Below are 25,919 nucleotides of genomic sequence, written 5' to 3' on the forward strand. Positions count from 1 at the left end.
GAAAATGAGCAATTATTTATGTTCATCTTCAAATTCAGGTTTCACTTGTACAATAAAGTCCTGACGATTCAAACCACGCCACACAGCATAGGCAGTCGCGATATAAATCGAAGAATATGTTCCTGCAAATACCCCGATAAACATCGCCACAGAGAACCAGCGCAGACCTTCACCGCCCATAACTAGCATGGCAACAACGACCAGTAACAGGGTTACAGAGGTGTGTACAGTACGGCGCAAAGTTTCAGTCAATGCAATATCGACCACTTCACGCGGTGATGCGCCACGAATTTTACGGAAGTTTTCACGGATACGGTCAGACACCACGATGTTATCGTTGAGTGAGAAGCCAATTACCGCCAGTACTGCCGCCAAAGTCGTGAGGTCAAACGGCCACTGCATCAGCGCAAACACCCCTAAAATCACCAAGATATCGTGAAATAGGGAAAGAATTGCACCCACAGCCAGTTTGAACTCAAAGCGAATGGTCACATAAATCAGCATCAGTACCAGTGCAAGTGCTACCGCACCCGCAGAGCGAACATACAGCTCATTACCTACCTGACCGCCGACAGAGTCGACTTTGTGCAGGGTTGCAGTGTTATTTGGCACTTGGACTGCTTTTGCCAAAGTATTGCTCAGATCATCTACTTTGACTTTTTGTACAGGCATACGAATCAACAGATCTTTATTACTGCCAAGGGTTTGTACCACTGCATGTTGAAAACCTGCCGATTCAAGCGATTTAATTACCTGATCCTGATCAACCGCTTGTTGATAGGTGACTTCCGCAGCAATACCGCCGGTAAAATCCAAACCTAAGTTTAGACCACGAAAGGCAATAAAGAAGATACTGGCAATGGTAATTAAAATTGACGCGAAGGCAGCAGGCTTGCTGATCTTCATGAAGCCAATAATGCGTTCATTGTCAGGGCGACCGTATTGTTTTGATTTAGGTTGAGTCACATTGGTCATCATAGATCTCCTTAAATGCTCAACTTTTTCAAGTCACGGCTTTTGCCATAAATTAATTGCACAATGGCACGGGTCACGGTAATTGAGGTAAACATTGAGCAGACAATACCGATCATATGCGTTACCGCAAAACTTTTGATTGGGCCAGAACCGATGGCGAACAAAATGAAAGCAACAATAAATGTGGTCAAGTTCGAGTCGAAAATGGTGTTATAGGCACGTTCATAACCTGCCACAATGGCCTGTTTGGGCGAGGCTCCCCATTTGATTTCTTCTCGGATCCGCTCACAGATCAAGACGTTGGCATCAACCGCCATACCAATGGTGATGATAATACCCGCAATACCTGGAAGCGACAGCGATGCGCCAATCCAAGACATGACCGTCAGAATCATGGCAATGTTAATCACCAGTGCAAAGTTGGCAATCACACCAAAGACACGGAAGAACACCACCATCCAGATCGCAACCAGAATAAAACCGACTTCAGTCGATAGAATCCCTTTGTCGATATTTTCTTGACCAAGGCTTGGGCCAACCACACGCTCTTCGACAAAGTACATTGGCGCAGCAAGAGCACCTGCACGTAGCATCAAGGCAAGCTCAGAAGCTTCTTGTGGTGAACTTAAACCCGTAATACGGAATTGTGAACCCAAAACTTGTTGTACTGTTGCTGCGTTAATTACCACAGACTCGGTATATGGTGTACGAACTTCAGTTTGTGCACCTGTTTTCGGATCTTTCACGTAAGCAATTTTTTGTTTATTTTCAATAAACAATACTGCCATACGTTTACCCACAGCACTGCGGGTTGCATCCGACATCAGTTTACCACCTGCGCTGTCGAGGGTAATGTTCACCTCTGCACCGCCTGTGTCTTGGCTCAAACCAGACGTAGCATTTTGAACACGTTCACCAGTTAGGATACGGTTACGGTTAAGCAATAACTGACGACCACTGTCTAAAGACTGGTAAGCAAACAGTTCTGTGCCTGGAGGTAATGGCTGACCATTATATTTACTTGTATATGGGTCAATATATTGGTCATTCTGGTCAGATACCAGACGGAATTCCAAGTTAGCAGTACGGCCTAAAACACGTTTTGCTTCAGCAGTATCCTGAACACCAGGCAGTTCCACCACAATACGGTTGTTGCCTTGGCTTTGAACCACGGCTTCTGCTACACCTAACTCATTAATACGATTACGTAATGTGGTTAAGTTCTGGTTGATTGCATAAGACTGGATTTCTTGTTTTTTGACATCGCTATAGGTCAAGTTCAGCGTTGAACCTGTATCTGTTGCCAATGCTTGCAAGGTATAGTCTGGGTTATTGCGGCGCAAGAAACTGGTCGCTGCATCGCGGTCATCATTGTTGGCAAACTGAATGTTAATCACGTTGCCATTGACTGCAAGGTTATTAAATTTCAGTTTGTTGTCATGAAGTTGACGGCGTAAATCAGTTGCCGAAGTTTCCATACGTTGAGATAACGCTTTGTCCATGTCCACTTCAAGCAGGAAGTGAACCCCACCACGTAAGTCCAGACCCAGTTTCATTGGCTTGGCGCCAATTTTTTGTAACCATGCTGGTGTGGTTGGTGCAAGGTTTAACGCAACAACGTATTGGTCGCCAAGCGCCTGACGCAACACATCTTTGGCTTTTAACTGGGCATCTGAGTTTGAAACACGCAGTAAGGCAGCATTGTTGGTAAAGCTGTTGTCATGACTGGCAATATTTTGGCTTTTTAAAATTTGCTCTGCTTTTTGCAAGACCGACTGGTCAATGTTGGTACCAGCCTTCGCCCCTGAAATCTGAACCGCTGGTTCATCTGGGTATAAGCTTGGCAGTGCGTATAATGTACTGATAATCAAAACCACGATAATCAGCAAATATTTCCATGCAGGGTAACGCATTTGCTATCTTCTTAAAATGAGAAAGCCGTGCGATTGCACGACTTAAGGAGAAAATTAAAGACTATTCAGAGTGCCTTCTGGTAATACTGAAACGACACTTGCACGTTGAATCTTGATTTCATTGCCACGGCTTAGCTCAACCACAGCATAATCACCTTCAAGTTTGAGAATACGTCCCATCAAACCACCTGCAAAAACCACTTCGCTGCCCACACCTAGACTTTCAACCAGAGTACGGTGTTCTTTGGCACGTTTCGATTGTGGACGCCAGATCAAGAAATAGAAAATCGCAACAAATACGATAATCATCCCGACATTGGCAATCATGCTTGGTTGTTGTGCAGCGCCGTCTGCGGCATATGCTGTAGAAATAAACAGACTCATTTGTGTTTCCTAATAAAAATAAAATTTACTGACTTATTTGAGCAATTTACCTTGTCTTGCTCTCTAGCGCAAATATTGCGAATTAGTCGGCTGGGCAAGCTGGAACTTCTAAACCACGACGCTGGTAGAAGTCTTCGACAAAGGCATCAAAAGTACCTGCATCGAGTGCATCTCGCATGGCTTGAGTCAAGCGTTGGTAATAACGAAGGTTATGAATCGTGCCCAACATTGACGCAAGCATTTCTCCACATTTTTCTAAATGGAACAAATAAGCACGGGTAAAGTTTTGACAAGTATAACAGTCACAGTGCGGGTCAAGCGGGCTTTGGTCATGACGGTATTTACTGTTACGAATACGGACCAAACCATCAGTGACAAAATAATGTCCATTGCGTGCATTACGGGTTGGCATGACGCAGTCGAACATGTCGACACCACGGCGTACCGCTTCAACGATATCTTCAGGTTTACCGACACCCATTAAGTAACGTGGTTTATCTGCCGGCATTTTGTTTGGCAGATAATCCAGTACTTTAATCATTTCTTCTTTTGGTTCACCGACAGATAGACCACCAATCGCATAACCATCGAAATCAATCTCTAAAAGACCGTTTAAAGATTCGTCGCGCAGGTCTTCGTACATGCCACCCTGAATAATACCGAACAAGGCATTTTTGTTGTTCAGTTTATCATGATGATGGGTTTTGCAACGCTTTGCCCAGCGCAGTGACAACTGAAGCGATTTTTGTGCTTCGTCATGCGTGGCAGGGTAAGGGGTACATTCATCAAAAATCATGACAATATCAGAGTTCAACGTGTGCTGAATTTCCATCGAAATTTCAGGCGATAAAAACACTTTTGAACCATCAATCGGTGAACGGAAGGTGACACCTTCTTCTTTAATTTTGCGCATTGCGCCTAGACTAAACACCTGAAAACCGCCTGAGTCAGTCAGAATCGGTTTATTCCATTTAATAAAGTCATGTAAGCCGCCGTGGGCTTTAATCACTTCTAGGCCTGGGCGTAAATACAAATGGAAGGTGTTGCCTAAAATAATTTGGGCTTGAATTTCTTCAATGTCACGCGGCAACATGCCTTTGACTGTGCCGTAAGTGCCCACAGGCATAAACACAGGCGTTTCAACTACACCGTGTTCCAAGGTTAAACGACCACGACGGGCGCGACCCGATTGAGTTAACTTCTCAAACTTCATATAACATCCAAATCAAGGCGAAAAAACAGTTCGCTGATTGTTCAAGCTAAAAGAGGGCTATTCTCCCTGATTCTGTATATAAACGCCAGTTTTGTGATGTATGGAACTGTTAAATTCATTCATAAAATATGAAGAAAAATCATCATGGATGTGGATTGAAAATCTAAATGATTTGCACTCTATGGCTGCAATGATTTGTTGCGTTTTTTATTAATTTTTTTTGATTAAATTTTAATCAATAAGCATACACTTCTAAAAATTATAGATTGTTCTTATATAAAAATTAAAGGATGAAGATTATATGAATGAACAAAAAGAATGGCAATTTTATAAAGCACTGGTTGAGACAACCAAAGCGATTCCTTGGAAAGTAGATTGGGAAACCCAGGAATTTAGCTATATTGGCCCACAAATTGAAGACATTTTAGGTTGGACACCAGATAGCTTTAAAACAGTACAGGACTGGATTGACCTTATGCATCCTGAAGATCGGGAGTCTACACTCAATGTGTGTATGGCCTTGTCTAATAAAGGAACAGATCATGAAGCTGATTATCGGGTGTTTAACCAAAAGGGCGATTATGTCTGGATTCGTGATGTGGTGCATGTACTTCGTGAAAATAACAAAACCACAGCCTTGATCGGGTTTATGTTTGATGTTTCTGAACGTAAACGGCTTGAGCTAGAGCTCGAACAACTCAATAAGCGCAATCAGGAGCTTTTATTACAAGATCCACGCAAGTCTCTAATCGGCAAGCCTTAAAAGAACGCCTTGAACAAGAATTTAAACGGGCACAGCGTAATGAGCGCCCCCTTTCGATTTTGTTTATCGATATCGATCATTTTAAAAAGTACAATGATGAATATGGACACTTGCAGGGTGATTATTGCCTGATTGCAGTGGCACAGTTATTAAAACAAATGTTTAGTCGAGTTTATGATTTTGTGGCACGCTTTGGCGGTGAGGAATTTGTGGTGATTTTGCCAGAAACCTCACAGGAAGAAGCCATTCGCCTAGCTGAACATTTTAGAAAAGCAGTCAATTGTATTGAAATGCCGCTGATCAGTGCAGCCAAAGCTCCTAAAATTACGGTGAGTATTGGGGTTAATACTCACGGGCAAACTCAGCAATACCTCACAGTTGAAAGCTTTATCCGTTCAGCCGATGAATTGTTGTATCTGGCCAAAGATCAAGGTCGAAATCAGGTTCGATATCATTCGCCCTGATCACCAGATAGCCCATCATCGTACTGATGTTAAAAGTTGGGGCGGTAGCTATATGACTGATTCATAATTGGATCACGAAATGGGCGAATGGGTTTCTTCGACAAAGTCATCGTATTAATCATATTATTCGGGAAGACTTCAATCTGGTTATTGAAGGCTTCCACGTTACGGTTAAAAATACTAATTGCCGCACTGACATTTTCATTTTGCTCCTGAATTTCCTGCATCATTTGACTGTACAAATGATCGGCTTTAAGTTCAGGGTAATTTTCGACCACAAGGTTTAGATTGCGTATCAACTCTTGGTTGAGTTGCTCAATATGCTGTAAATGTGAAGTGTCAGTGTGGTGCAGATTCAAATTCATGATCTGTTGGCGTAGTTCAGTCACTTTTTCCAGTGTGCTTTTTTCAAAATGAGTATATTGGGCAAGGGTTTTTTCAAGATGATCCAGTGTTTTGACTTTCTGTAGTTCAAAGTTCGCCACTTCTGCCCATGAACGTTGTGTCGCATTCAGATAACGCACAATATTATTGCGGATCATGATTCCCCAAACGATCAGCACAATAAAAAAACCGAAAAAGACAATAAAGCCAAACATGAATAGAATCCTATAAAAATTATGATAATAGTTTGAGCATATGTTCTTTGAATAAATCGTATTCCAGCATGCCCAGCGTTCTTAGATGTCCGCGTAAGTGAGAAATCTCTTGAATCCCGACCTGTTTGCTCTGTAGTCGAAACAAGTCTTGTTCCCCTAAATAACATACAATACTTTCACGTGGGTGAAACAGTAAATCTCCTGTAAATTTTTCAAAAAAATCATACAGTTTTAATGTGAAACTTGGAGTGATATGTTTGGCAGTCTCATGTGCATCGCAGCCATAAATATCCAGTTTGCGGTTGGTCTGAATATCGCTAGTTTCCCATTCCTGGATATAAGGCGGGAAAAAATCATTGCCCGTATTGCTAATCGCTAACCCCAGCACAGGTGCATCAAAGATAAACGTACCCCATTGGCGTTTGTTAATTTTCCGAATCACATTGCGCTCGCCGCGTTGGTTGGTGGTTGCAACCTCAACGATATAATCATACTGAAAAATAATCACAGGGTAGCATTGCCCGTCATGTAACCATGTAGTTGACGCAAAGTAATCTACTCGATTGACTTCGGTTCCTTTGGAAAATAGTGGAAACAGGGCTTTGAGCTGCGCCAGTACTGAAAAGGTTCTGCTCGGGTCAGTAAAGTTGTCAGGGAGTTTTTGAAAGTTTAAATCGTACCGCAGACTGAGCATGCGTTCACGTAAAAACTGAATCACTTCATCAATCGGTTTTTGACTTTCATGAATGAGATAGGCCCAGAAACCTAAGCCAGCACTTGTCAGTAATGTAAAAAAGAATGGAAAATAGTGATGCAGCAAACCGCCTAAAATCAGTACCAGAACACTAGCAATCACCAAAAACATGGGCAATACATTATAAAAGCGTAAATCGCGATCTTCACCCCAAGGGTGTAACGCATCCAGCAGTTCATCAGGCGTTTGAGCTTTCTGTCCAATATCCCACAGGCGCGCCACATTACGCATGACTTGCTGATTTTTCTTGCGCTGAATATGCAGGATTTGCTGGAGGGCATCCATCGGCATGGTGATACAACTCAAATTGAACAGCGCTATTTTAACCATTCTTTATGTTTTTGTAATCTATAAAAAAAGGCTACTTGAAGTAGCCTTTTAGTCTCGTTTAATAGCGTTATGCACGGTCAATCAGCATGGCATCACCATAACTAAAGAATCGGTATTGCTGTTTCACTGCATGTCGGTAGGCATTTAAAATATTCTCTTGATTCGAGAGTGCTGAAACCAACATCAACAATGTTGACTCAGGTAAGTGGAAGTTGGTAATTAAACGATCCACTACACAGAACTGATATCCAGGATAAATAAAGATTTGTGTATCACCTGTCCAGGCGTCAATTTTTCCACCATAGGCTTGAGCTGCACTTTCAAGGGCACGGGTTGCAGTGGTTCCCACCGCAATGACTTTGTTGCCACGAGCTTGCGTTTCACGAATCAGATCGACGGTGTGCTGAGGTACATCGCACCATTCGCTGTGCATAATATGGTTTTCAATATTGTCAGTACGTACAGGCAGGAACGTACCTGCACCCACATGTAGAGTCACGAAACTTTTCTGTATGCCTTTTTGTTCTAGCTCAGCCAAAAGCTGCTGATCAAAGTGCAGGCTTGCAGTGGGTGCAGCAACACTGGCGAGTTTATTGGGGTCATGAAACACGGTTTGATAACGCTCAGTATCAATTGCCTCGGCTTCACGGTTAAAGTACGGTGGAATCGGTAACTGACCATAACGATCGAGTACGGTGAGGATCGGCTGCGAAAATTCCACAATAAATAAGTTTTCATGACGTCCTTGAACCGTCACTTTGACTTCATCTTCACCGATAAACAGCTCTGCACCAGCTTTAGGGGAGTTGCTGGCTTTAATGTGGCAGTGCGCAACAAATTGATCTTGCATGCGCTCAACCAACACCTCAACCGCTCCGCCAGTAGCGCGTTTGCCTTTCAGGCGGGCTTTCATGACTTTGGTGTCATTTAGAATCATTAAATCGCCAGGATTGAACAGTTCTAAAATATCGGTAAAACAGTGATCTTGATATTTTCCGTCGGCATGTAAATGCAATAAACGTGATGAAGTACGTGACTGAAGCGGGTAACGGGCAATCAGATGATCTGGGAGTTCAAAGTTAAAGTCAGAGAGTTGCATAGCCAAAATCTGGGAAAAAGATTGTAGCTATTATAAACTTTTTTCGTTTTATGGTCGATTTTGCTGAAAAAAACACCAAAGTATCAATTGTTTGTTTTAAAAGTGAGCAATGGTGTAGAAATGGCGTTGACACATTTTAAAAATAAGATAATATACACAGCGTAAACCAGCCATACTTAATCCCGAGGTGGTGAAATTGGTAGACGCGGTGGACTCAAAATCCACTGTTCGAGAGAACGTGTCGGTTCGAGTCCGACCCTCGGGACCATAAATCTGGTACCAAGATTTAAAAAAACCGAAGCCAAACGCTTCGGTTTTTTTTGTTTATAAAAAATATAAATTTATATTATTCCCAATAGAAAAGTATTTAATCGTTGATTGGATTTTTACCTTTAAATTCATTTTTTTGCTAATCAAAATAAAAACACCCAGAGCAGATTTTTGCTGCCTAAAAAGACAATCGTGAAGCAAGCTAATCTTTGTGATTCCCTACATTGGATCTACTTATCTTTATAAGGAACAGCTAAAACTGCTCTTGCTCAGTTTTTGTGCTAAAGACAATCTGTTTGATCATCGGGTGAGGTGGCTTTGGCAGCCGATACATTCATTGAGAGTTTTTATGGATAAGCAGAAAGGTTTTGATTCAATTTTATGTCATGTTTTCTTAATCTGGCAGGCTTATTGTTGCTCCAAATTGATGGTTATTTTTTTCATGCATACGGTTTTTCTGGAATTTTTGAGTGAAATGTGTTGCGAATTTTCATCACAATAATTTGCAATTGACTTTCTTTTAAAATTCTAAAATTAGTGATCTAGTTGGCAAAAAAAATGAGCATAGATAATTTTGAAAAAATTAAAAAACCTTATGATTTATATAGCTATGATCGGAAGGTATTGGTTACAAAAAAGATAAAATGATTTAATGTTTGTTTTAGAAAAATGACTTTAGTGTGTTATTTTGTTAATTGGGAACGGGGTTTTCATTAAGGTAATACTTGAAAACAATGCCAGTACGGATGGATATGTGAGGCGAGGCATGCAGCCAAAATTGTTAGAACTCAACCAAGCCGATCAAATGAGTGATTGTAAGCTGTCCTTATTGTTGGGGGTTACTAGCTCGCGCAATCAGATCGACATTTTTTTGAAAATGGCGCGCCGTTTACTCAATGTAGAATTTGCTGCTTGGGCATTTCATCATGAACCTTACACTTGGTTTGTTACCCAACAGGGCTTTCAAGCTTACCCTGCAAATCCTGAATTGGCGGCTCAACTGCAAGCCTGCTATACCAAAGATGCTGTTGTCATTTCCCCAAAACATCCAAACTATTCAAAATTTTCAGAACACTTAAAACATCATTTTTTTGACCATCAGCGGTTGCTTGCATTAAATCTGGTGGTGAATCAAAACAGTATTGGTCAACTGGTATTTTTTGATCAGGCAGCAGATGAATTCCATCCTGAGGACATTGAGCAGATTGAAGTGTTATTGGAAGCTATGCTGGGCTATATCGAGCTGAAATTTGAACACACCGAACTTAAAGAAGCCTATGAGCAGCTTTCAGCACTGAATTATAGCCGTACCAAGTTTTTTCAAATTATTGCACATGATTTGCGGGCCCCTTTTCATGGCTTACTGGGCTTTTCCGATGTTTTAGCCGAAGAACTCGATACTCTAGATCATGCCAGTATTCAAAATATTGCCAGTTATTTGAATGACACGGCCAAATCCACTTACAATCTGCTTGAAAACCTGCTCGACTGGGCGATGGCCGAGGGCGGGCATTTTGTTTATCATCCAATTAATTTTAAGCTCAAACAATGCAGTCATATTGTCACGGATGTGCTGAGCAGCCTCGCTTTGAAAAAGACAATCCGCTTAGTAGATCAGGTTCCTGATGATATTCGAGTGTTTGCTGACATTAATATGTTGACCTCGGTGCTACAGAATTTAACTTCAAATGCTTTGAAATTTTCACCTGTTGATGGCACGGGCCAAGTCACGATTAGCGCTTGTGTGCATGGGGAACAGATTCAACTGTCTGTAACCGATACAGGTTTGGGTATGACTGAGCAGCAGTTGCAGCATGTATTTGAGCCACGCATTAAAACCTCGCTAAAAGGTACGGCAGGTGAGCGTGGAACGGGCTTGGGTCTGGTGCTGTGTAAACGCTTTGTTGACTTAAATCATGGTGAAATTCGGGTCATTTCCAAAGAAGGTCAGGGCACAACTTTTACGGTGATCTTGCCGAAAGCCCAAGATGAACATAGTGCATTAGCATTACACCAAGATCAGTTGGCTACGCACTAAAAAAGCTCACTTTTATTTTCCAAAAGTTTATTTCTCCTGCTATAACTAGCTTAGCTATAGGGGAAATATGCTGATCATGAACCACGATCAATTACAAAAAACACTTCACGCCAGTCAATACGCAGAACAAGTCTTGGCACAGTATGCTGAGCAATTACAGCAAGATGACCAAGATCATCCTTTTCATCAGACTTTATCAACCACAGAAATTTTTGCTTATGTTGAGCAAACGCTTGCAGGTATCGATGATGAAATTCAATGGATGCGTCAGTTAAGAATTTTACGTGCCCGCCTGATGTTTCGCTGGATCTGGCAAGACGCTAACCAACAGACCACCGTGCCACAACTTACTCGTGAACTTTCCGATTTTGCCGATGCCTGTATTTGTGCAGCCAAAGCCTTTGCGTTGCCAGCGTTATTGGCAAAATATGGCGAACCGATGGGTTATGACGGTCAGGTACAGGATCTGATCGTGATCGGCATGGGCAAGCTCGGTGCGCAAGAACTGAATTTATCGAGTGATATTGACCTGATTTTTGCCTTCGATGAGCAAGGTGAAACCAATGGGCGCAAATGTATTGAAATACAGCAGTTCTGTATTTTATGGGGGCAAAAGTTGATTTATCTGCTGGATCACATAACCGCAGAAGGTTTTGTGTTTCGGGTAGATATGCGCCTGCGTCCGTGGGGAGATGGTTCGGCACTCGCCATTAGTCATGTCGCTTTAGAAAAATACCTGATTCAGCATGGACGTGAGTGGGAACGCTATGCGTGGATTAAGGCGCGAGTCATTACGGGCGAAAAAGGCGATAGCCTGATGGCAATGACCCGTCCTTTTGTGTTCCGTCGTTATGTCGACTATAGCGCCTTTGAAGCCATGCGTGAAATGAAACAGATGATTGAACGTGAGGTGGCACGCCGCAATATTCACGATGACATCAAGCTGGGCGCAGGCGGTATTCGTGAAATTGAATTTATTGTGCAGGTGTTTCAGCTGATTCACGGTGGTTCAAAACTGGAATTGCAAGACCGTACTTGTTTGACCAGCCTTGAGCATATTGGTGCAGTGGGTTTACTTGAGCCACGTATTGTCAGTGACCTTGAAGATGCCTATCTGTTTTTGCGTCGGGTGGAACATGCGATTCAGGCACTCAATGATCAGCAAACCCAAGCGCTGCCTGTTGAGCCTGTACTGCGTCAGCGTATGGTCGAAACTTTGGGTTATGCCACATGGGATGAGTTCCTCGATGTGCTAAACCAGAAACGTGACAAGGTCAGCTTGCAATTTAAAAACCTGATTCGGGAAAATGAATTTGATCAGCATGATGCAGATAGTACTGAACTCGAGCAACAGTTACTTGCTGTACTGGATGATGATGCACAAAACCTGATTCATGAATTCTGGCACGGACATGCCATTAAAAAATTACCTGCCAAAGCGGTTGAACGTTTAAAAGCTTTTTGGCCGCCACTGATTGCTGCAATTTTACAAGCTGAGCAGCCACAAGTGGCATTGCTGCGTCTGATGCCGCTGATTGAGTCGGTGATGCGCCGTACCGTGTATTTGGTGATGCTGATTGAAAATAAAGGGGCGTTGCAGCGCTTGGTGAAAATGTCAGAAGTCAGTCCGTGGATTTGTGAGGAACTTACGCATTATCCTGTGTTACTCGATGAATTCTTGTCGATGGATTTCGAACTGCCACGTCGTGCTGATTTAGAAGCTTCTATGCGTTATCAGTTATTGCGGATTGAACTGGATCAGGTGGAAGACCTGATGCGTGTGTTACGTTTATTTAAGAAAAGCCATGTATTGGCAGTTGCTGCCAGCGATGTCCTTGCTGAAAGCCCACTGATGAAAGTCTCCGATGCCCTGACCGATATTGCTGAAGTCTGTGTCGAAGCCACCTTGCATCTGGCTTATGAGATGGTGGCGCAAAAGCATGGTTATCCTGTCACGCAAGATGGTCAACGCTGCTCAATCGATCAAAAAGGCTTTATTGTGATTGGATATGGCAAGCTCGGCGGCATTGAACTAGGCTATGGTTCAGATCTGGATCTGGTGTTTATTCATTATCTGGATGAACAGGCCGATACCGATGGACGTAAATCGATTAGCGGTTTTGAATTTGCTTTGCGTGTTGCACAGAAATTTATGTCGCTGATGACCACGCAAACCCTTGACGGTCGTGCCTATGAAATTGATACACGCTTGCGTCCTTCGGGCGAGGCTGGAGTGCTGGTGACCAGCCTGAAAGCTTATGAGCAATATCAAATGAAAAGTGCATGGCTTTGGGAGCATCAGGCACTGGTTCGCGCGCGTTCAATTGCGGGAGATTTGGGCTTAAGACAGCAATTTGAGCAGCTTCGCTGTGAAATTCTGACGCAAAAACGTGATGAAAGTGAAGTTCAGGCTGAAGTCTTAAAAATGCGCCAGAAAATGAAAGACCATTTAGGCTCAAGCAAAGAGCAAAAAAAAGATGGGATTTTTCATTTAAAACAGGATGCAGGTGGTATCGTTGACATTGAATTTATGGCACAGTATATGGTGTTGGCATGGAGTGGGACGAAGCCCGATCTCGCCCATTTCTCCGACAATGTCCGAATCCTTGAAGATGCTGCGCGGTTAGATTGCTTACCCAGCCAAGATGCGCAGGCTTTGATTCAAGCTTATCTCAGTGAACGAGCCGAGAGCCACCGTCTAGCACTTGCAAACAAAAACATGCAAGTTCAAGCTGCACAATGGCGCGACACCCGCGAGATCGTTTGCAAGTTATGGCAGAGATTAATTGATCCAAGCGCACAAGCCTTGGACAGTGAATAATGATGTGAAAATTTGGAGTGTGTGCCGTGAATTTGGCTGATCGTGATGGTTTTATTTGGCAAGATGGAAAATTAGTAGATTGGCGTGATGCAAAAATTCACGTCTTAACCCATACACTACACTACAGTATGGGCGTGTTTGAAGGTGTCCGTGCCTATGAAACACCAAAAGGAACTGCGATTTTCCGTTTAAAAGAACACACCAAACGTTTGCTTAACTCTGCAAAAATTTATCAAATGAAAGTTCCATTTGATCAGGCAACGTTAGAGCAAGCGCAAATCGATGTAGTACGTGAAAATAAATTGGCTTCTTGCTATTTACGTCCGCTTATTTGGATTGGTTCAGAAAAACTTGGTATTGCCGCAACTGACAATACGATTCATGCCGCAGTTGCAGCATGGGGCTGGGGTGCATACCTTGGTGAAGAAGCGATGGCGAAAGGTATTCGCGTAAAAACCTCTTCATTTACGCACCACCATCCAAACGTGACCATGTGTAAGGCAAAAGCATCTGGTAACTATACTTTATCTATCCTTGCACATCAGGAAGTGGCTCATTCAGGCTACGACGAAGCAATGTTGATGGATCCACAAGGTTACGTGTGCCAAGGTTCTGGCGAAAACGTGTTCTTGGTGAAAGATGGTCAATTGCATACTCCTGATATTGCAGGCGGTGCGCTTGATGGTATTACCCGTCAAACGATTATTACCATTGCCAAAGACTTAGGTATTGAAGTGATTGAACGTCGTATTACCCGTGATGAATTCTACATCGCTGATGAAGCATTCTTTACAGGTACTGCTGCTGAAGTGACTCCGATTCGTGAATACGATGACCGTCAAATTGGTGAAGGTTGCCGTGGTCCAATCACCACGTTGATTCAACAGACTTACTTTGATGCCGTTCAAGGTAAAAATCCGAAATACGAACACTGGTTAACTTACGTAAAATAAGTCGAATCAGTTAAGATAAGGGCGAAACTTCGGTTTCGCTTTTTTTATGCGAGTGGAAAAATCAGTATGCATGTGGTGTATATCAGTGACGGTAAGGCAGGACATCGTTCCCAAGCTTTGGGATTGTATCAGGCGATGCAGCGCCAACATGCGAACAGCTCTTTTCAGGAAATCTCGATTGCTGATTTGCCGATTTTGAGTTTGATGGGTGCTATTTTTTCTCGGCAGTGTGCACAGGTTGAGCAAACCCCGACCTTTATTTTTGGCGTCGGGAGCCATACCCATTTGCGCGTGTGGCTCATGGGTAAAGTTTACCCACATGCTAAAACCGTGATTCTGATGAAGCCGAGTTTGCCATTGGAATGTTTTGATTATGCCGTGATTCCTGAGCATGATGCTGTGCCTGCATCGGACAAAGTCATCGTGACCCAAGGTGCGTTAAATCCGATCGTGAATCAGCAACGTCATCAAGCCAACCGAATTTTGATTGCTTTGGGTGGTTCCTCCAAACGTCATGGATGGAATACTGAAAAGGTGCTGACAGCAATTCGGCAAATTTCTGAACAGCAGTCAACAGTGACTATCATTCTCACCACATCACGCCGTACTCCGAGTGATTTTCTAACTCAATTACAACAACAACCTTATGCGGCTCAGCTACAGATTTTCCCTGTAGAACAAACGCCACAAGGCTGGATTTTTGAAGAAATGCAAAAAGCCGAAGCGGTTTGGGTGACTGAAGATAGTGTATCGATGCTGTTTGAAGCCCTGACTGCAGGTTGCCGTGTTGGGCTGATTGAGATTGATCGGCTCAAGCAAGACCGTATTACGCAAGCTGTTGATGGGCTGCTACAAAAACAATTGGTCTCCTCGACAACCCATTTACAACAACTGCCTGCTGCGAGTGCTTTTAAAGAAGCAGAGCGTGTGGCAACATATTTACTTCAATCTTGTTAGGTTAACCATGTGATTTATTTGGCTCTGATTGTGCTGCTTGCGGTGATGGCATTTAGTTATAAATATGCGTGGTGGAAACCTGCAATTGATTGGAAACGTCCGCGTGTCTTGATGTATCACATGGTGCGTGAGCATATTGATGGCGCAAAATTCAATAAACTGCGTGTGACTCCTGCCGAATTTGAAAAGCAAGTGGCGTGGATGAAAGCACAGGGTTTTCATTTTGTCACCATGCAGGAACTTCAGCAGAACTGGGGCAAACATCCTGAAAAAACCGTGGCGATTACCTTTGATGATGGCTATCTGGATAACTTGGAAAATGCCTATCCGATTTTAGAAAAATATCAGGCCAAAGCCACGATTTATGTGGTGGTTGACCGTCATGACCGCGACTGGTCGACCTATAAAAAAGCCCATCATAACAGTGGCGAACTGGCACTTGAGCCAAAACTGAGTGATGAACAAGTCCAATTTTTGGCGAAGAGTGGTTTGGTTGAAATTGGTTCACATACTATGACCCATGCCAACTTGGATAAGTTGACAGATGAAGAATGTTTGCAAGAACTGGTGCAATCGAAACAACAGCTCGAACAGATGATTGGGCAACCTGTGACCAGTTTTGCTTATCCTTTCGGGATTTATAGCCAGCGTGATGTTGAACTGGCAAAACAGGCAGGTTATTGCAATGCCGTGACCACTAAAGAAGGCATTGATACTGCACAGCCTGATTTTATGCAGTTACAGCGTATCAAGATTAGTGGTAAAGATTCGATATTTGCAGTGAAATGTCGCCTGAAACTGGGTCAGCGCGGGCTATAAGAGAGAATAATAATGCATATTTGTATGGTCATGGCAGGTGACGAAGAGGGTGGCTTGGAAAAGCATGTAGTTGAACTGGCAAATGGTTTGGCACAAGCAGGACAAAAGGTGACACTCATCGCTCATGAGAAGTACGCAGAGCGTGTCAGTGGCGTTGAATTTAAAGCCTTGGATTTAAGCAAGAGCCGTAAAAACCCGATTTTGCTGTGGCAATTGTATCAAGTCATCAAAGCCACTCATGCCGATATCTTGCATGTGCAAGCCAACAAAGCCGTATCCATGATTGCACCAATGCTGAAATGGCTCAAAATTCCAAGTGTAGCGACACTACATAACCTAAAACGTAATGTTCAGGCATTTGAAAAATATGATCGAATTATTGCAGTGAGTCGACGGGTCGCCAATCAGTTTAGTCAGCAAGACCGTGTGCGTGTGGTATTAAATGGGATTCAGCCGCCTGTACTTCAGACAGCACAAAAACAGCCTCATCAACCTTTACAAGCGATCGCGGTTGCACGTCTCGTGCCAGCCAAAGGTTTTGATTTACTGGTTGAAGCATGGCAAGGAATTGATGCTAAACTCTGGATTGTGGGTGAGGGGCCAGATCGAGCGTTGCTACAAGAAAAAATTCAGCAGTATGCTTTAGCGGATCGTATTGAATTGCTTGGACATCGCAATGATATTACCACGTTGATGCAGCAGGCAGATTTTTTGGTGATCTCATCGCGTAATGAAGGTGGCCCTTATACGCTGGCTGAAGCGCTTTTGGTGCATTGCCCTGTGATTTCAACGGATGTTGGTATGGTTGCAGAAATTTTACCGCCTGAGTTGATGTGCCCTGCGGATGATGTCATTGCTTTACATGATTTAATTCAACGGCATGTGCAGCATTTTGAGCAACTGACTGAGCGTTCAGAACCGATTTATCAATCTGCTCAGCAACAGTTAACGCTAGAAGCTGTATTACACAATACCTTACAAGTTTATCAGGAACTCAGCCATGCCTAATTTGAATCAAACAAAAAAAATTGTTTGGGTGGTGAGTGATGGTGTGCCAGGGCATTTTAATCAGTCTAAAGGTGTACTGTTTGCTCTGGAACGCGATTTTGAATTAGAGGTGCATTGGATTGAACTGACCTTAAAGCATAAGTTTTATCGCAGACCTTTAACCTGGTTACTCAACTATAAAATTCCTAAAGCAGAAAAAATTGATCAGTTTTATCAGGGAGATGCTTTGCCAAATGCACGCCCAGATATTGTGGTTGGTGCAGGTGGAAATAGTGCCTATGCCATCGTGTGGTTGTCCAAGGTATTTGGTGCAAAAAATATTTTCTGTGGTTCACTGCGTCAACTTAAAGCTGAATTGTTTGATGCAATTTTGGTGCTCGAACCAGATTTGCCAAAACCATTTATTAGCTTACCTGTGTCGCCGATGCCTTTAAGCCAGACAACTTTGGAACAGCATGGCAAGCGATGGCACTCCGAGCATCCACATGTCGAGCAGCAAGTATGGACGATGCTGATCGGTGGAGATGGCGCAGGAGCACAATATCAGGAACAAGATTGGATTCAACTGGCAAAACAGATGAACTTGCTGGCACGTCAGCATCGGATTAAATGGTTACTCAGCACCTCACGCCGTACAGGGCAACAGGCTGAAAGAATTTTGCAGCAATACCTGAACTTTGAGTGTATTGCGGATGTAGTGTGGTGGGCGGAACAGCCACGTTCGGTTTTGCATCAGTTTTTGGCGGTTTCGACACGCGTATTTTGTAGTGCTGATTCCATGTCTATGCTGATGGAAAGTGTTTCTGCCATGCGTCCTGTGGTTGCTTATTTGCCTGAGCGTTGGCAGCCCGATGAACAATTTCACAATGTACTTGAGCGCTTGAGTCAACAACAGCTTTTGCAAGTCATTTCAATTGCACAGCTCAATACTACGTTTAAAGTAGAACAGCAGCATACCTTAACGCTTGAGCCGAGTGAAATGTTGGCACAACAATTACATAAACAGCTATTTGCTTGCAGTTAAGTCAGAATCCCCCGTGATTTCTTAACTGTTGTGTATAGAGAATTGGTTATACTAAGCAGAATTTTTAGTATTACGATTTTAAGATGAAAATTTTAATCACAGGTGGTGCAGGCTTTATTGGCTCGGCTGTCATTCGCCATATTATTCAAAATACCCAAGATGAAGTTTTAAATGTCGATAAATTGACTTATGCAGGGAATTTAGAGTCTTTATCAAGTATTGCTCAAAGTTCTCGCTATCAATTTTCACAAACTGATATTTGTGACCGTGCTGCGCTAGATCAACTATTTTCAGATTTTCAGCCTGATGCAGTTATGCATTTGGCAGCCGAGTCACATGTGGATCGTTCAATTACAGGCTCAGCCGCATTTATTGAAACCAATATTTTAGGGACATATCAGCTACTTGAAGCCGCTCGCCAATATTGGAACGGCTTAGTTACTGAGAAAAAGCAGGCTTTTCGCTTTCATCACATTTCCACTGATGAAGTGTATGGTGATCTGGAAGGCACTGATGATTTATTTCATGAAACGACACCATATGCCCCAAGTTCGCCTTATTCAGCGAGTAAAGCCAGTTCAGATCATTTAGTTCGTGCATGGCATCGTACTTATGGTTTACCTGTACTGATTACCAACTGCTCCAATAACTATGGTCCATATCATTTTCCTGAAAAACTGATTCCACTCATTATTCTGAATGCCTTGAATGGTCGTGCATTGCCTGTTTATGGCAATGGTCAGCAGATTCGTGACTGGTTGTATGTAGAAGATCATGCACGGGCACTGTATCAGGTCGTGACTCAGGCACAAGTAGGTGAAACCTATAACATTGGTGGGCATAACGAACAAAAGAATATCGATGTGGTTAAAGCCGTTTGTCAGCTTTTAGAAGAACTTGCACCGAACAAACCCGCAGGCGTTACTCATTATCAAGATTTGATCACTTATGTGACTGATCGCCCTGGGCATGATTTACGTTATGCGATTGATGCCAGCAAGATTCAGCAAGACTTAGGGTGGGTGCCACAAGAAAGTTTTGAAACAGGATTACGCAAAACGGTCGAGTGGTATTTGAATAATCAGGAATGGGTTGCGCACGTACAAAGTGGTGAATATAAAAACTGGTTAACACAGCAGTATCATACTGAATCAGCTCAGTAAGGAATGACGAATGAAAATTCTTTTATTGGGTAAAAATGGTCAGGTGGGTTGGGAACTACAACGTGCTTTGCAGCCTCTAGGGGAGGTGATTGCCGTAGATCGCCATACCAATGCGCAAGGCTTGTGTGGTGATATCACCAATTTTGATGTGATCACTCAACTTATTCAGCAGGTTCAGCCGAACATTGTAGTCAATGCTACGGCATATACGGCTGTCGATAAGGCTGAATCAGAAGCTGAACAAGCCAACCTCATTAATCATTTGGCAGTTAAACATTTGGCTGAACAGTGCCAAGCAGTGGACGCCTTGTTAGTTCATTATTCCACGGACTATGTGTTTTCAGGGGAAGGTACACAAGCATGGCAGGAGCAAGATGTAACTGCACCACAAAATGTCTATGGTCAAAGCAAGCGTGCAGGCGAAGTGGCACTTGAGCAAAGTGCTGTACAATTTTTGAATTTCCGTACTTCTTGGGTCTATGGCACGCATGGTCAGAACTTTGTAAAAACCATGCTACGCTTAGCGCAAGCTAAAGAAGAACTCAGCATTATTGCTGATCAGATTGGTGCACCTACAGGTGCAGCTTTAATTTCTGATGTGACTGCACAGGCAATTCGCTATTACAGTTTACAAGCGGCTGAACAACAGCAACAATTGTGTGGGCATTATCATCTCGCGGCTTCGGGTGAAATCTCTTGGTACGAATATGCACAATATATATTTGATGTAGCTCGACACAAAGGTCTGGTTTTGAAGTTGCAACAGGTACATCCGATTGTAACCACAGCTTACCCAACACCAGCAAAACGACCTTTAAACTCACGTTTAAATACCCAAAAATTACAACAACAATTTCATCTGCATTTGCCGCATTGGCAGCAAGGTGTGGAACAAGTCTTAGGAGAAATCATCGTATGAGTCAAATAAAACGTAAAGGCATTATTCTTGCTGGTGGTTCGGGTACCCGTTTATATCCAATTACGATGGGGACATCAAAGCAACTGTTGCCAATTTACGATAAACCGATGATTTATTATCCGTTATCTGTGCTGATGTTGGCGGGTATCTCTGAAATTTTGATTATTTCAACACCTGAAGATTTGCCAAATTTTGAAAAATTACTGGGTACAGGCGAAGCACTTGGGATCAAGTTGTCTTATAAGGTTCAGCCATCACCTGATGGTTTAGCACAAGCTTTTATTTTGGGTGAAGAGTTTATTGGTCAGGATAATGTCTGTTTGATTTTAGGCGACAATATTTTCTATGGTCAAAGTTTTAGCCAACAACTCAAACGCGCATCAGCACAGACTTCAGGTGCCACAGTTTTTGGTTACTATGTCAATGACCCTGAGCGTTTTGGTGTTGTTGAATTTGACTCAACAGGTAAAGCGATTAGCATCGAAGAGAAGCCAACACAGCCAAAATCAAACTATGCTGTGACAGGCCTGTATTTCTATGACAATAGCGTGGTCGAAGTTGCTAAAAATATTCAACCATCGGCACGCGGTGAACTGGAAATTACTGATGTAAATAATGTGTATTTACAGCAAAATCAACTAAATGTTGAGTTGTTGGGACGTGGTTTTGCATGGCTAGATACGGGTACACACGACTCATTGCTGGAAGCGAGCCAATTTGTACAAACAGTTGAGCACCGTCAGGGACTTAAAGTGGCATGCTTGGAAGAAATTGCATTTAACAACGGCTGGATCGGCTCTGATCAGTTGTTGGCGCGTGCTAATTTCTTTAAAAAGACGGGTTATGGTCAGTATTTGCTAAAATTGCATCAAGAACACCAAGCAAAACAAGCCTAAAGTAGCCAGATTGAGTGACATAGCATGAATATTATTGAAACCAAGATTAAAGATTTGTTGATTTTTGAGCCTCGTGTATTTGCTGATGAGCGCGGCTGGTTTATGGAAAGTTTTAATCAGAAAAACTTTGAACAGGCTTTGGCAGAGCGAGGCCTTACGATTCCAAACTTTGTTCAAGATAATCATTCGATGTCACAAAAAGGCGTGTTGCGTGGTTTGCATTATCAGCTTAACCCTCATGCACAAGGTAAACTGGTACGTGTGGTGCAAGGTCGTGCATGGGATGTTGCGGTCGATATTCGTCAAGATTCAGCAACATTTGGGCAATGGGTTGGTGTGGAGTTGACAGGTGAAAATCATCGTCAGTTTTGGATTCCTGCGGGCTTTGCCCATGGTTTTATTGCCTTAGAAGACAATACGCAGTTTTTATATAAAACAACTGATTATTATGCGAAAGAGTGTGAGCGTAGTTTAGTCTGGAATGATACTAAGCTTGCAATTGATTGGCCAATAGAAGCAGATATGCAGCTTAAATTGACTGCAAAAGATTTAGAAGCTGCAACATTTGCACAGGCACTTACTGCGCAGGCATTGTTTTAATTTATAGGTATTTGTTATGAAAGTTCTTAATGCAGTCTATGGCGATGCAACAGGTGGTCGCTGGCAGGCAATGCTGGATATTGCTAATACCTTAAAAAGCTTTGGGCATGAAGTGGTTTTGCTGCGTGGTACTGAAAATCAGCATCTCAAAAGTGGTGAATGGCCAATCACAGTGATTCCGAACAAAGGTTTTTACAGTATCACTGCGGCATTAAAAATTCGTAAGTTCATAGAGCAGCAGCAACCAGATGTGATTATTGCCCATAGTGGTAAAGCTGTCTGGTTATTTAAAAATGCCATGTTGGGAATGTTGAAAAAGATTCCAGTAATTGCAGTCAACCACAGTCATAACGTCAAACGTACCTTACGTGCCGATGCATTTATTCATATCACGCCATATGTACAAGAGCTGGTACAAAAGCGCCAAACGCCTGAAGAGCGTGCTGCAAAACCACAGCAAGTGATTTCTAATTTAACTTATTTACCCAAAGTTGTGGCTGAGCCACGCCCAATTCGTGTTCCACCAAGTATTGTGATGTTAACGCGTATGGTGCCCAATAAAGGCGTTCATGTGCTGATAGACGCTTTAGCGATTTTACGTAAAAAGGGTGTGGATTTTACTGCAGTGCTGGCAGGTCAAGGTGAAATGCTCACGACCTATAAGCATCAGGCTGAACAATTACAGTTACTGGATAAAGTCAGTTTCCCAGGCTGGATTGGCGGTGAAGACAAAATTGCACTATTACAAAATGCCGATATTGTGGCGTTGCCATCAATTACTGAAATTCAGGGTATTGGTATTTTAGATGCCTTTGCATGGGGTAAAACTCTGATCACTACGGATGATATCGGGATTCGTCAAACAGCAAAGCATGGCGTAAATGCTTGGTGTGCCAAAGCTGATGATGCACAAAGTCTTGCAGATGGTATTGAATATTTGATTCAACATCCAGATGAAGCTTTAAAATTTGCTCAGCAAGGCAAAAAAGAGGCATTAGAAAAATACTGTTTTGAGCAGATTGCTAAAGCACATAATCAATTTGTAGAGCATGTTGTTGCGTATTATCGTGCAAGCAATTAGATATCAATCTATTTAAGTGAGATAAAAGCCAATATTGATTTTGGCTTTTATTTTTTGTGAAGGTGTGCCAAATGGAGCAAGTTATGTAAGAACTTTGTATAAATAAATAAATATTTCTAATATCTTCAACAAATGTTTCTATAATACGGCAAGATTATAATATGTGAGAGTTTCCTGAATGGAACTATTAAACTTAGATGAAGTTGAATTTCATTCTTTTCATTGGGATAATTTCGATCGGGATATTTTGGCTGCACATAAAAAAGTGATGCAACATTTGGGGTTAAACGTAAAATATACCGAAGAAAATATGCCACATGGTGAATGGCTAGATCGAGTCATTGGTCAGTCTACAGCGAAAGTGGTGGCGATTATTGAACCTGATTTAATTCCGCTAAATCGTGAAATTGTTGAGAAATCTGCTCAGTATGTTTATCAGCATGATACTTTTCTCGGCTGTGCTCAAGCATCGAACCATATTCATCCTGCAATGCATATATTTGCTTCACCAGCGTTCTTTTTCATAACACCATCATGTTACCAAACGCTTGGTAAACCTTCATTTATGCAAAACAAACAAGCTGATGTTGCTGAACAACTGGCTTATATTGCAGAGAAAAAAGGCATTCGTTATAGAACCTTATACCCAACTTGCTTTGAGCGCGAACCACGTGAAGGCATTTGGTTATTAGGTAACTATGGCTATTATGGAATTGGAACAGTCTTTGCGAACAGTGTCTATCACTTATTTCAAAGCCGCCATGCTGATAATGTAAAACTATTTTTACAGCGTTGTGATGATGTGTTAAATAATCGCTTCTCAACGGAAGGTTTTATTTCATCTACATCATTTAATGATATCGGGTGTGTTGTGAAGAAGCCAAAAATTAAACAGTGGTATAAAAAAATTTTTTAAGATAATGAAAAGCAGTTCTCTATAAGAACTGCTTATTGTTAGGTAAGTATACATAATGGCACAGCTTAAAATCGCGCTTGTTGTGATTGTTTATGGTAAGACGTTAGAAAAGTCTTTAACTATTCATGATTTACTGAAATTTAAATACCCCTTGTCTCAGCTTTTGATTGTCAATAATGGCCCAGAAGCTATTTCAGAAAATGATCTATGTATACAGGAATTAAGTCAGATTCATCAGCAAGTTACATTGCAGAACCAATTGCAAAATAAACCGCTTAGCTGGATTTATAACGATTTTATTCAAGATTATGATGCTGATTATTATGTATTATTTGATGATGATACTGAAATTAATCAGCAATATCAGGATATTTTATTTAATTTAAAAGATGTTGATTTAGAGCTGCCTGAAATCCGTGCACGTTGTGATTTGAAACCACGCTTTCCTATGGTAAATTCTAAATTATTAAACCAACGTGGTGATATTATTCAGCCTAATTTAATCTATTCAGTAGGTTCTGGATTGGTTATTTCTAATCGTATTAAAGAGTTTTTTAAGGAAAAAAATATCGAAATTTTTGATTCACATTTTGCATTTTATGGTGTAGATACGACTTTTTTTACACGACTGAACCAGTTTATTCAGCAAGGCTATCAATTTAAATTTTCCTCAAACACATATTTGAATCATTCTTTATCATTAACTGAAGAAGAATTAACACCATGGCGTAGAGATGAATTTATTTATGAAAATGTCTTAACTTTAAAATATTATAGTTCAAGTACATGGAGCAGAAATCTAAAGCTTTTCAAATTAATTTATCGAAAGTTAACTAAATTCTCATTACATGAGGTTAAATTGGTTCTTAAAACATTTGTAAGTGGTAAGCATCCGAGATGTTAATTTTATGAAAAGGTAGTGAAATGATTGGGGATAAAATAGCTATAGGATTTTCTATGGTTAAAAATGAAGAAGATATTATTGAAAATTTTATTAGATGGAATATGAAATTTTTAGATTCTTTATATATCATAGATAATAATTCTACTGATGGAACAGTAGATATTATTAATCACTTAATATCTGAAGGTTTTAATATTACGTTGTGGGTAGATGATACTTTAGCCCATTTGCAATCAGAAATAACTACAAAATCCTATCATCAAATATCTAAAATAAATAAAAAATTTGATTTGTTTTTTGCACTTGATGCAGATGAATTTTTAGTTGTTAATAGTACAAATTTTTTAAATTGTTTAAAACCAGCTCAAGTTTTTAACTTGGAGAGATATGATTATGTTATGACACAAGAAAATTTAGAGGATGATATTTTTATTTCGATGAATAGAAGATTTAAATTAAAAAATAAAGATGGGGATAAGATATTTTTTTCTCATGATAAGGACGGATATTTAGATTATTCTATTAGTCAAGGAAATCATAGATTATCATCTAAAATAAATAAAGATATTAAAAAAAATAATAGTGATATTTGGCTTGCTCATTTTCCTTATAGGGGAGTTCATCACTATCTAAATAAAATTATTATAGGTAGTCAAGCAATGTTAGTGAGAAATAAGGATTTTTTATATGAAAAAAATCCTTATGCAATACATTGGAGAGAAGAATATAATTATATTAAAGAGAATAATGCATTAATATCTTTTGAGAAATATATCTGTAGAGTTTATTCAGTTAAAAGTTCTTTAGATTTATATGAGTTAACAGTATTAGATCAATTAAATTTGGATAGTGATATTAAATACTTTAATTTGAGGAAAAATAGAGATCCTTTATTTAACGTAATTGCAAATTTTGAAAATCTATCTAAACTTTTTTGGATGGAAAAAGAAAGATCATTAGTGGGTTTAGTTATTCTGAAACTGAGTACTATGATAAATAAAATTAAGTCGAGAAAGCAAAAAATCTATCGTAGTATTTATAAAAGATTACACTAGT

24 protein-coding genes and 1 tRNA gene are annotated in these 25,919 nt (G+C 41.2%); 18 read left to right on the forward strand and 7 right to left on the reverse strand.

Going from position 1 to position 25,919, the window contains the following annotated elements; genetic code table 11:
- Positions 1–12: 12 nt before the first annotated feature.
- From secF to tgt, 4 genes are all read right to left on the reverse strand, one after another.
- On the reverse strand, positions 13–978 hold the full coding sequence (secF, locus tag ACX1N5_RS08640) for a protein translocase subunit SecF (RefSeq protein WP_131381281.1): 966 nt from the start codon (positions 976–978) through the stop codon (positions 13–15).
- A gap of 8 nt (positions 979–986) precedes the next feature.
- Positions 987–2,888 carry a protein translocase subunit SecD gene (secD, locus tag ACX1N5_RS08645; protein WP_131381279.1) on the reverse strand — a complete coding sequence of 634 codons (1,902 nt, stop codon included), beginning with the start codon at positions 2,886–2,888 and terminating at the stop codon, positions 987–989.
- A 54-nt stretch (positions 2,889–2,942) separates the two neighbouring features.
- A complete protein-coding gene (gene yajC, locus ACX1N5_RS08650; protein WP_131313644.1) occupies positions 2,943–3,272 on the reverse strand; it encodes a preprotein translocase subunit YajC in 330 nt (109 codons plus the stop codon).
- 82 nt (positions 3,273–3,354) lie between these two features.
- Positions 3,355–4,485, reverse strand: coding sequence for a tRNA guanosine(34) transglycosylase Tgt (gene tgt, locus ACX1N5_RS08655; RefSeq protein WP_004902172.1), 1,131 nt, complete (start codon positions 4,483–4,485; stop codon positions 3,355–3,357).
- Between the two features lie 301 nt (positions 4,486–4,786).
- Between tgt and ACX1N5_RS08660 the strand changes: the two genes are divergently transcribed.
- Entirely contained in the window at positions 4,787–5,248 is a 462-nt protein-coding gene (locus ACX1N5_RS08660; RefSeq protein WP_458801403.1) for a PAS domain-containing protein, read from the forward strand.
- A complete protein-coding gene (locus ACX1N5_RS08665) occupies positions 5,209–5,712 on the forward strand; it encodes a GGDEF domain-containing protein (RefSeq protein ID WP_458801587.1) in 504 nt (167 codons plus the stop codon). The genes ACX1N5_RS08660 and ACX1N5_RS08665 overlap by 40 nt, the downstream gene beginning before the upstream one ends.
- 29 nt (positions 5,713–5,741) lie before the next feature.
- Here ACX1N5_RS08665 and ACX1N5_RS08670 read toward each other — a convergent pair whose 3' ends face one another.
- From ACX1N5_RS08670 to queA, 3 genes are all read right to left on the reverse strand, one after another.
- A complete protein-coding gene (locus ACX1N5_RS08670; RefSeq protein ID WP_458801401.1) occupies positions 5,742–6,311 on the reverse strand; it encodes a LemA family protein in 570 nt (189 codons plus the stop codon).
- Positions 6,312–6,330: 19 nt separating this feature from the next.
- Positions 6,331–7,356 (reverse strand): hypothetical protein, encoded by a 1,026-nt coding sequence (locus ACX1N5_RS08675; protein ID WP_458801399.1) that lies wholly within the window; start codon positions 7,354–7,356, stop codon positions 6,331–6,333.
- Between the two features lie 106 nt (positions 7,357–7,462).
- A complete protein-coding gene (queA, locus tag ACX1N5_RS08680) occupies positions 7,463–8,494 on the reverse strand; it encodes a tRNA preQ1(34) S-adenosylmethionine ribosyltransferase-isomerase QueA (protein ID WP_458801397.1) in 1,032 nt (343 codons plus the stop codon).
- A 181-nt stretch (positions 8,495–8,675) separates the two neighbouring features.
- On the opposite strand from queA, the gene ACX1N5_RS08685 reads away from it, so the two are divergent.
- From ACX1N5_RS08685 to ACX1N5_RS08760, 16 genes are all read left to right on the forward strand, one after another.
- A tRNA-Leu gene (locus ACX1N5_RS08685) sits at positions 8,676–8,762 on the forward strand.
- 768 nt (positions 8,763–9,530) lie between these two features.
- Positions 9,531–10,802: a sensor histidine kinase gene (locus ACX1N5_RS08690; protein ID WP_131381269.1), complete on the forward strand. Its 1,272-nt coding sequence runs from the start codon at positions 9,531–9,533 to the stop codon at positions 10,800–10,802.
- A gap of 76 nt (positions 10,803–10,878) precedes the next feature.
- On the forward strand, positions 10,879–13,623 hold the full coding sequence (glnE, locus tag ACX1N5_RS08695) for a bifunctional [glutamate--ammonia ligase]-adenylyl-L-tyrosine phosphorylase/[glutamate--ammonia-ligase] adenylyltransferase (RefSeq protein WP_131381268.1): 2,745 nt from the start codon (positions 10,879–10,881) through the stop codon (positions 13,621–13,623).
- Between the two features lie 26 nt (positions 13,624–13,649).
- A complete protein-coding gene (locus ACX1N5_RS08700) occupies positions 13,650–14,576 on the forward strand; it encodes a branched-chain amino acid transaminase (protein ID WP_004749729.1) in 927 nt (308 codons plus the stop codon).
- A gap of 66 nt (positions 14,577–14,642) precedes the next feature.
- The gene (locus ACX1N5_RS08705) at positions 14,643–15,533 is read left to right on the forward strand and encodes an ELM1/GtrOC1 family putative glycosyltransferase (protein ID WP_458801395.1); all 891 of its coding nucleotides are present in this window, start codon (positions 14,643–14,645) and stop codon (positions 15,531–15,533) included.
- Positions 15,534–15,578: 45 nt separating this feature from the next.
- The gene (locus ACX1N5_RS08710; protein ID WP_458801585.1) at positions 15,579–16,352 is read left to right on the forward strand and encodes a polysaccharide deacetylase family protein; all 774 of its coding nucleotides are present in this window, start codon (positions 15,579–15,581) and stop codon (positions 16,350–16,352) included.
- A 12-nt stretch (positions 16,353–16,364) separates the two neighbouring features.
- Positions 16,365–17,360 (forward strand): glycosyltransferase, encoded by a 996-nt coding sequence (locus ACX1N5_RS08715; RefSeq protein ID WP_458801393.1) that lies wholly within the window; start codon positions 16,365–16,367, stop codon positions 17,358–17,360.
- The gene (locus tag ACX1N5_RS08720) at positions 17,353–18,384 is read left to right on the forward strand and encodes an ELM1/GtrOC1 family putative glycosyltransferase (protein WP_458801391.1); all 1,032 of its coding nucleotides are present in this window, start codon (positions 17,353–17,355) and stop codon (positions 18,382–18,384) included. Before ACX1N5_RS08715 ends, ACX1N5_RS08720 begins: the two co-directional genes overlap by 8 nt.
- A gap of 83 nt (positions 18,385–18,467) precedes the next feature.
- Complete coding sequence (gene rfbB, locus ACX1N5_RS08725) at positions 18,468–19,547, forward strand: dTDP-glucose 4,6-dehydratase (protein WP_458801389.1); 1,080 nt, start codon at positions 18,468–18,470, stop codon at positions 19,545–19,547.
- 10 nt (positions 19,548–19,557) lie between these two features.
- Positions 19,558–20,466 (forward strand): dTDP-4-dehydrorhamnose reductase, encoded by a 909-nt coding sequence (gene rfbD / locus ACX1N5_RS08730; RefSeq protein WP_458801387.1) that lies wholly within the window; start codon positions 19,558–19,560, stop codon positions 20,464–20,466.
- On the forward strand, positions 20,463–21,362 hold the full coding sequence (gene rfbA, locus ACX1N5_RS08735) for a glucose-1-phosphate thymidylyltransferase RfbA (protein ID WP_458801385.1): 900 nt from the start codon (positions 20,463–20,465) through the stop codon (positions 21,360–21,362). The genes rfbD and rfbA overlap by 4 nt, the downstream gene beginning before the upstream one ends.
- Before the next feature lie 24 nt (positions 21,363–21,386).
- The gene (gene rfbC, locus ACX1N5_RS08740; protein ID WP_458801384.1) at positions 21,387–21,962 is read left to right on the forward strand and encodes a dTDP-4-dehydrorhamnose 3,5-epimerase; all 576 of its coding nucleotides are present in this window, start codon (positions 21,387–21,389) and stop codon (positions 21,960–21,962) included.
- 16 nt (positions 21,963–21,978) lie between these two features.
- Positions 21,979–23,043 (forward strand): glycosyltransferase family 4 protein, encoded by a 1,065-nt coding sequence (locus ACX1N5_RS08745; RefSeq protein WP_458801382.1) that lies wholly within the window; start codon positions 21,979–21,981, stop codon positions 23,041–23,043.
- Between the two features lie 178 nt (positions 23,044–23,221).
- Positions 23,222–23,959: a hypothetical protein gene (locus ACX1N5_RS08750; protein ID WP_458801380.1), complete on the forward strand. Its 738-nt coding sequence runs from the start codon at positions 23,222–23,224 to the stop codon at positions 23,957–23,959.
- A 55-nt stretch (positions 23,960–24,014) separates the two neighbouring features.
- Positions 24,015–24,863, forward strand: coding sequence for a glycosyltransferase family 2 protein (locus tag ACX1N5_RS08755; RefSeq protein WP_458801378.1), 849 nt, complete (start codon positions 24,015–24,017; stop codon positions 24,861–24,863).
- 20 nt (positions 24,864–24,883) lie between these two features.
- On the forward strand, positions 24,884–25,918 hold the full coding sequence (locus ACX1N5_RS08760; protein WP_458801376.1) for a glycosyltransferase family 2 protein: 1,035 nt from the start codon (positions 24,884–24,886) through the stop codon (positions 25,916–25,918).
- The last annotated feature ends 1 nt before the right edge of the window (position 25,919 follow it).

The sequence above is a fragment of the Acinetobacter sp. ANC 4636 genome (assembly GCF_054454555.1).

Coding starts and splice junctions, on each gene's coding strand:
- ACX1N5_RS08710 (WP_458801585.1), top strand. CDS start 15,579: ATGGCATTTAGTTATAAATATGCGTGGTGGAAACCTGCAATTGATTGG.
- ACX1N5_RS08660 (WP_458801403.1), top strand. CDS start 4,787: ATGAATGAACAAAAAGAATGGCAATTTTATAAAGCACTGGTTGAGACA.
- queA (WP_458801397.1), bottom strand. CDS start 8,494: ATGCAACTCTCTGACTTTAACTTTGAACTCCCAGATCATCTGATTGCC.
- glnE (WP_131381268.1), top strand. CDS start 10,879: ATGAACCACGATCAATTACAAAAAACACTTCACGCCAGTCAATACGCA.
- ACX1N5_RS08745 (WP_458801382.1), top strand. CDS start 21,979: ATGAAAGTTCTTAATGCAGTCTATGGCGATGCAACAGGTGGTCGCTGG.
- yajC (WP_131313644.1), bottom strand. CDS start 3,272: ATGAGTCTGTTTATTTCTACAGCATATGCCGCAGACGGCGCTGCACAA.
- ACX1N5_RS08720 (WP_458801391.1), top strand. CDS start 17,353: ATGCCTAATTTGAATCAAACAAAAAAAATTGTTTGGGTGGTGAGTGAT.
- ACX1N5_RS08670 (WP_458801401.1), bottom strand. CDS start 6,311: ATGTTTGGCTTTATTGTCTTTTTCGGTTTTTTTATTGTGCTGATCGTT.
- secD (WP_131381279.1), bottom strand. CDS start 2,888: ATGCGTTACCCTGCATGGAAATATTTGCTGATTATCGTGGTTTTGATT.
- ACX1N5_RS08760 (WP_458801376.1), top strand. CDS start 24,884: ATGATTGGGGATAAAATAGCTATAGGATTTTCTATGGTTAAAAATGAA.
- ACX1N5_RS08715 (WP_458801393.1), top strand. CDS start 16,365: ATGCATATTTGTATGGTCATGGCAGGTGACGAAGAGGGTGGCTTGGAA.
- rfbB (WP_458801389.1), top strand. CDS start 18,468: ATGAAAATTTTAATCACAGGTGGTGCAGGCTTTATTGGCTCGGCTGTC.
- tgt (WP_004902172.1), bottom strand. CDS start 4,485: ATGAAGTTTGAGAAGTTAACTCAATCGGGTCGCGCCCGTCGTGGTCGT.
- rfbA (WP_458801385.1), top strand. CDS start 20,463: ATGAGTCAAATAAAACGTAAAGGCATTATTCTTGCTGGTGGTTCGGGT.
- ACX1N5_RS08690 (WP_131381269.1), top strand. CDS start 9,531: ATGCAGCCAAAATTGTTAGAACTCAACCAAGCCGATCAAATGAGTGAT.
- rfbC (WP_458801384.1), top strand. CDS start 21,387: ATGAATATTATTGAAACCAAGATTAAAGATTTGTTGATTTTTGAGCCT.
- secF (WP_131381281.1), bottom strand. CDS start 978: ATGATGACCAATGTGACTCAACCTAAATCAAAACAATACGGTCGCCCT.
- ACX1N5_RS08705 (WP_458801395.1), top strand. CDS start 14,643: ATGCATGTGGTGTATATCAGTGACGGTAAGGCAGGACATCGTTCCCAA.
- ACX1N5_RS08675 (WP_458801399.1), bottom strand. CDS start 7,356: ATGCCGATGGATGCCCTCCAGCAAATCCTGCATATTCAGCGCAAGAAA.
- ACX1N5_RS08750 (WP_458801380.1), top strand. CDS start 23,222: ATGGAACTATTAAACTTAGATGAAGTTGAATTTCATTCTTTTCATTGG.
- ACX1N5_RS08755 (WP_458801378.1), top strand. CDS start 24,015: ATGGCACAGCTTAAAATCGCGCTTGTTGTGATTGTTTATGGTAAGACG.
- rfbD (WP_458801387.1), top strand. CDS start 19,558: ATGAAAATTCTTTTATTGGGTAAAAATGGTCAGGTGGGTTGGGAACTA.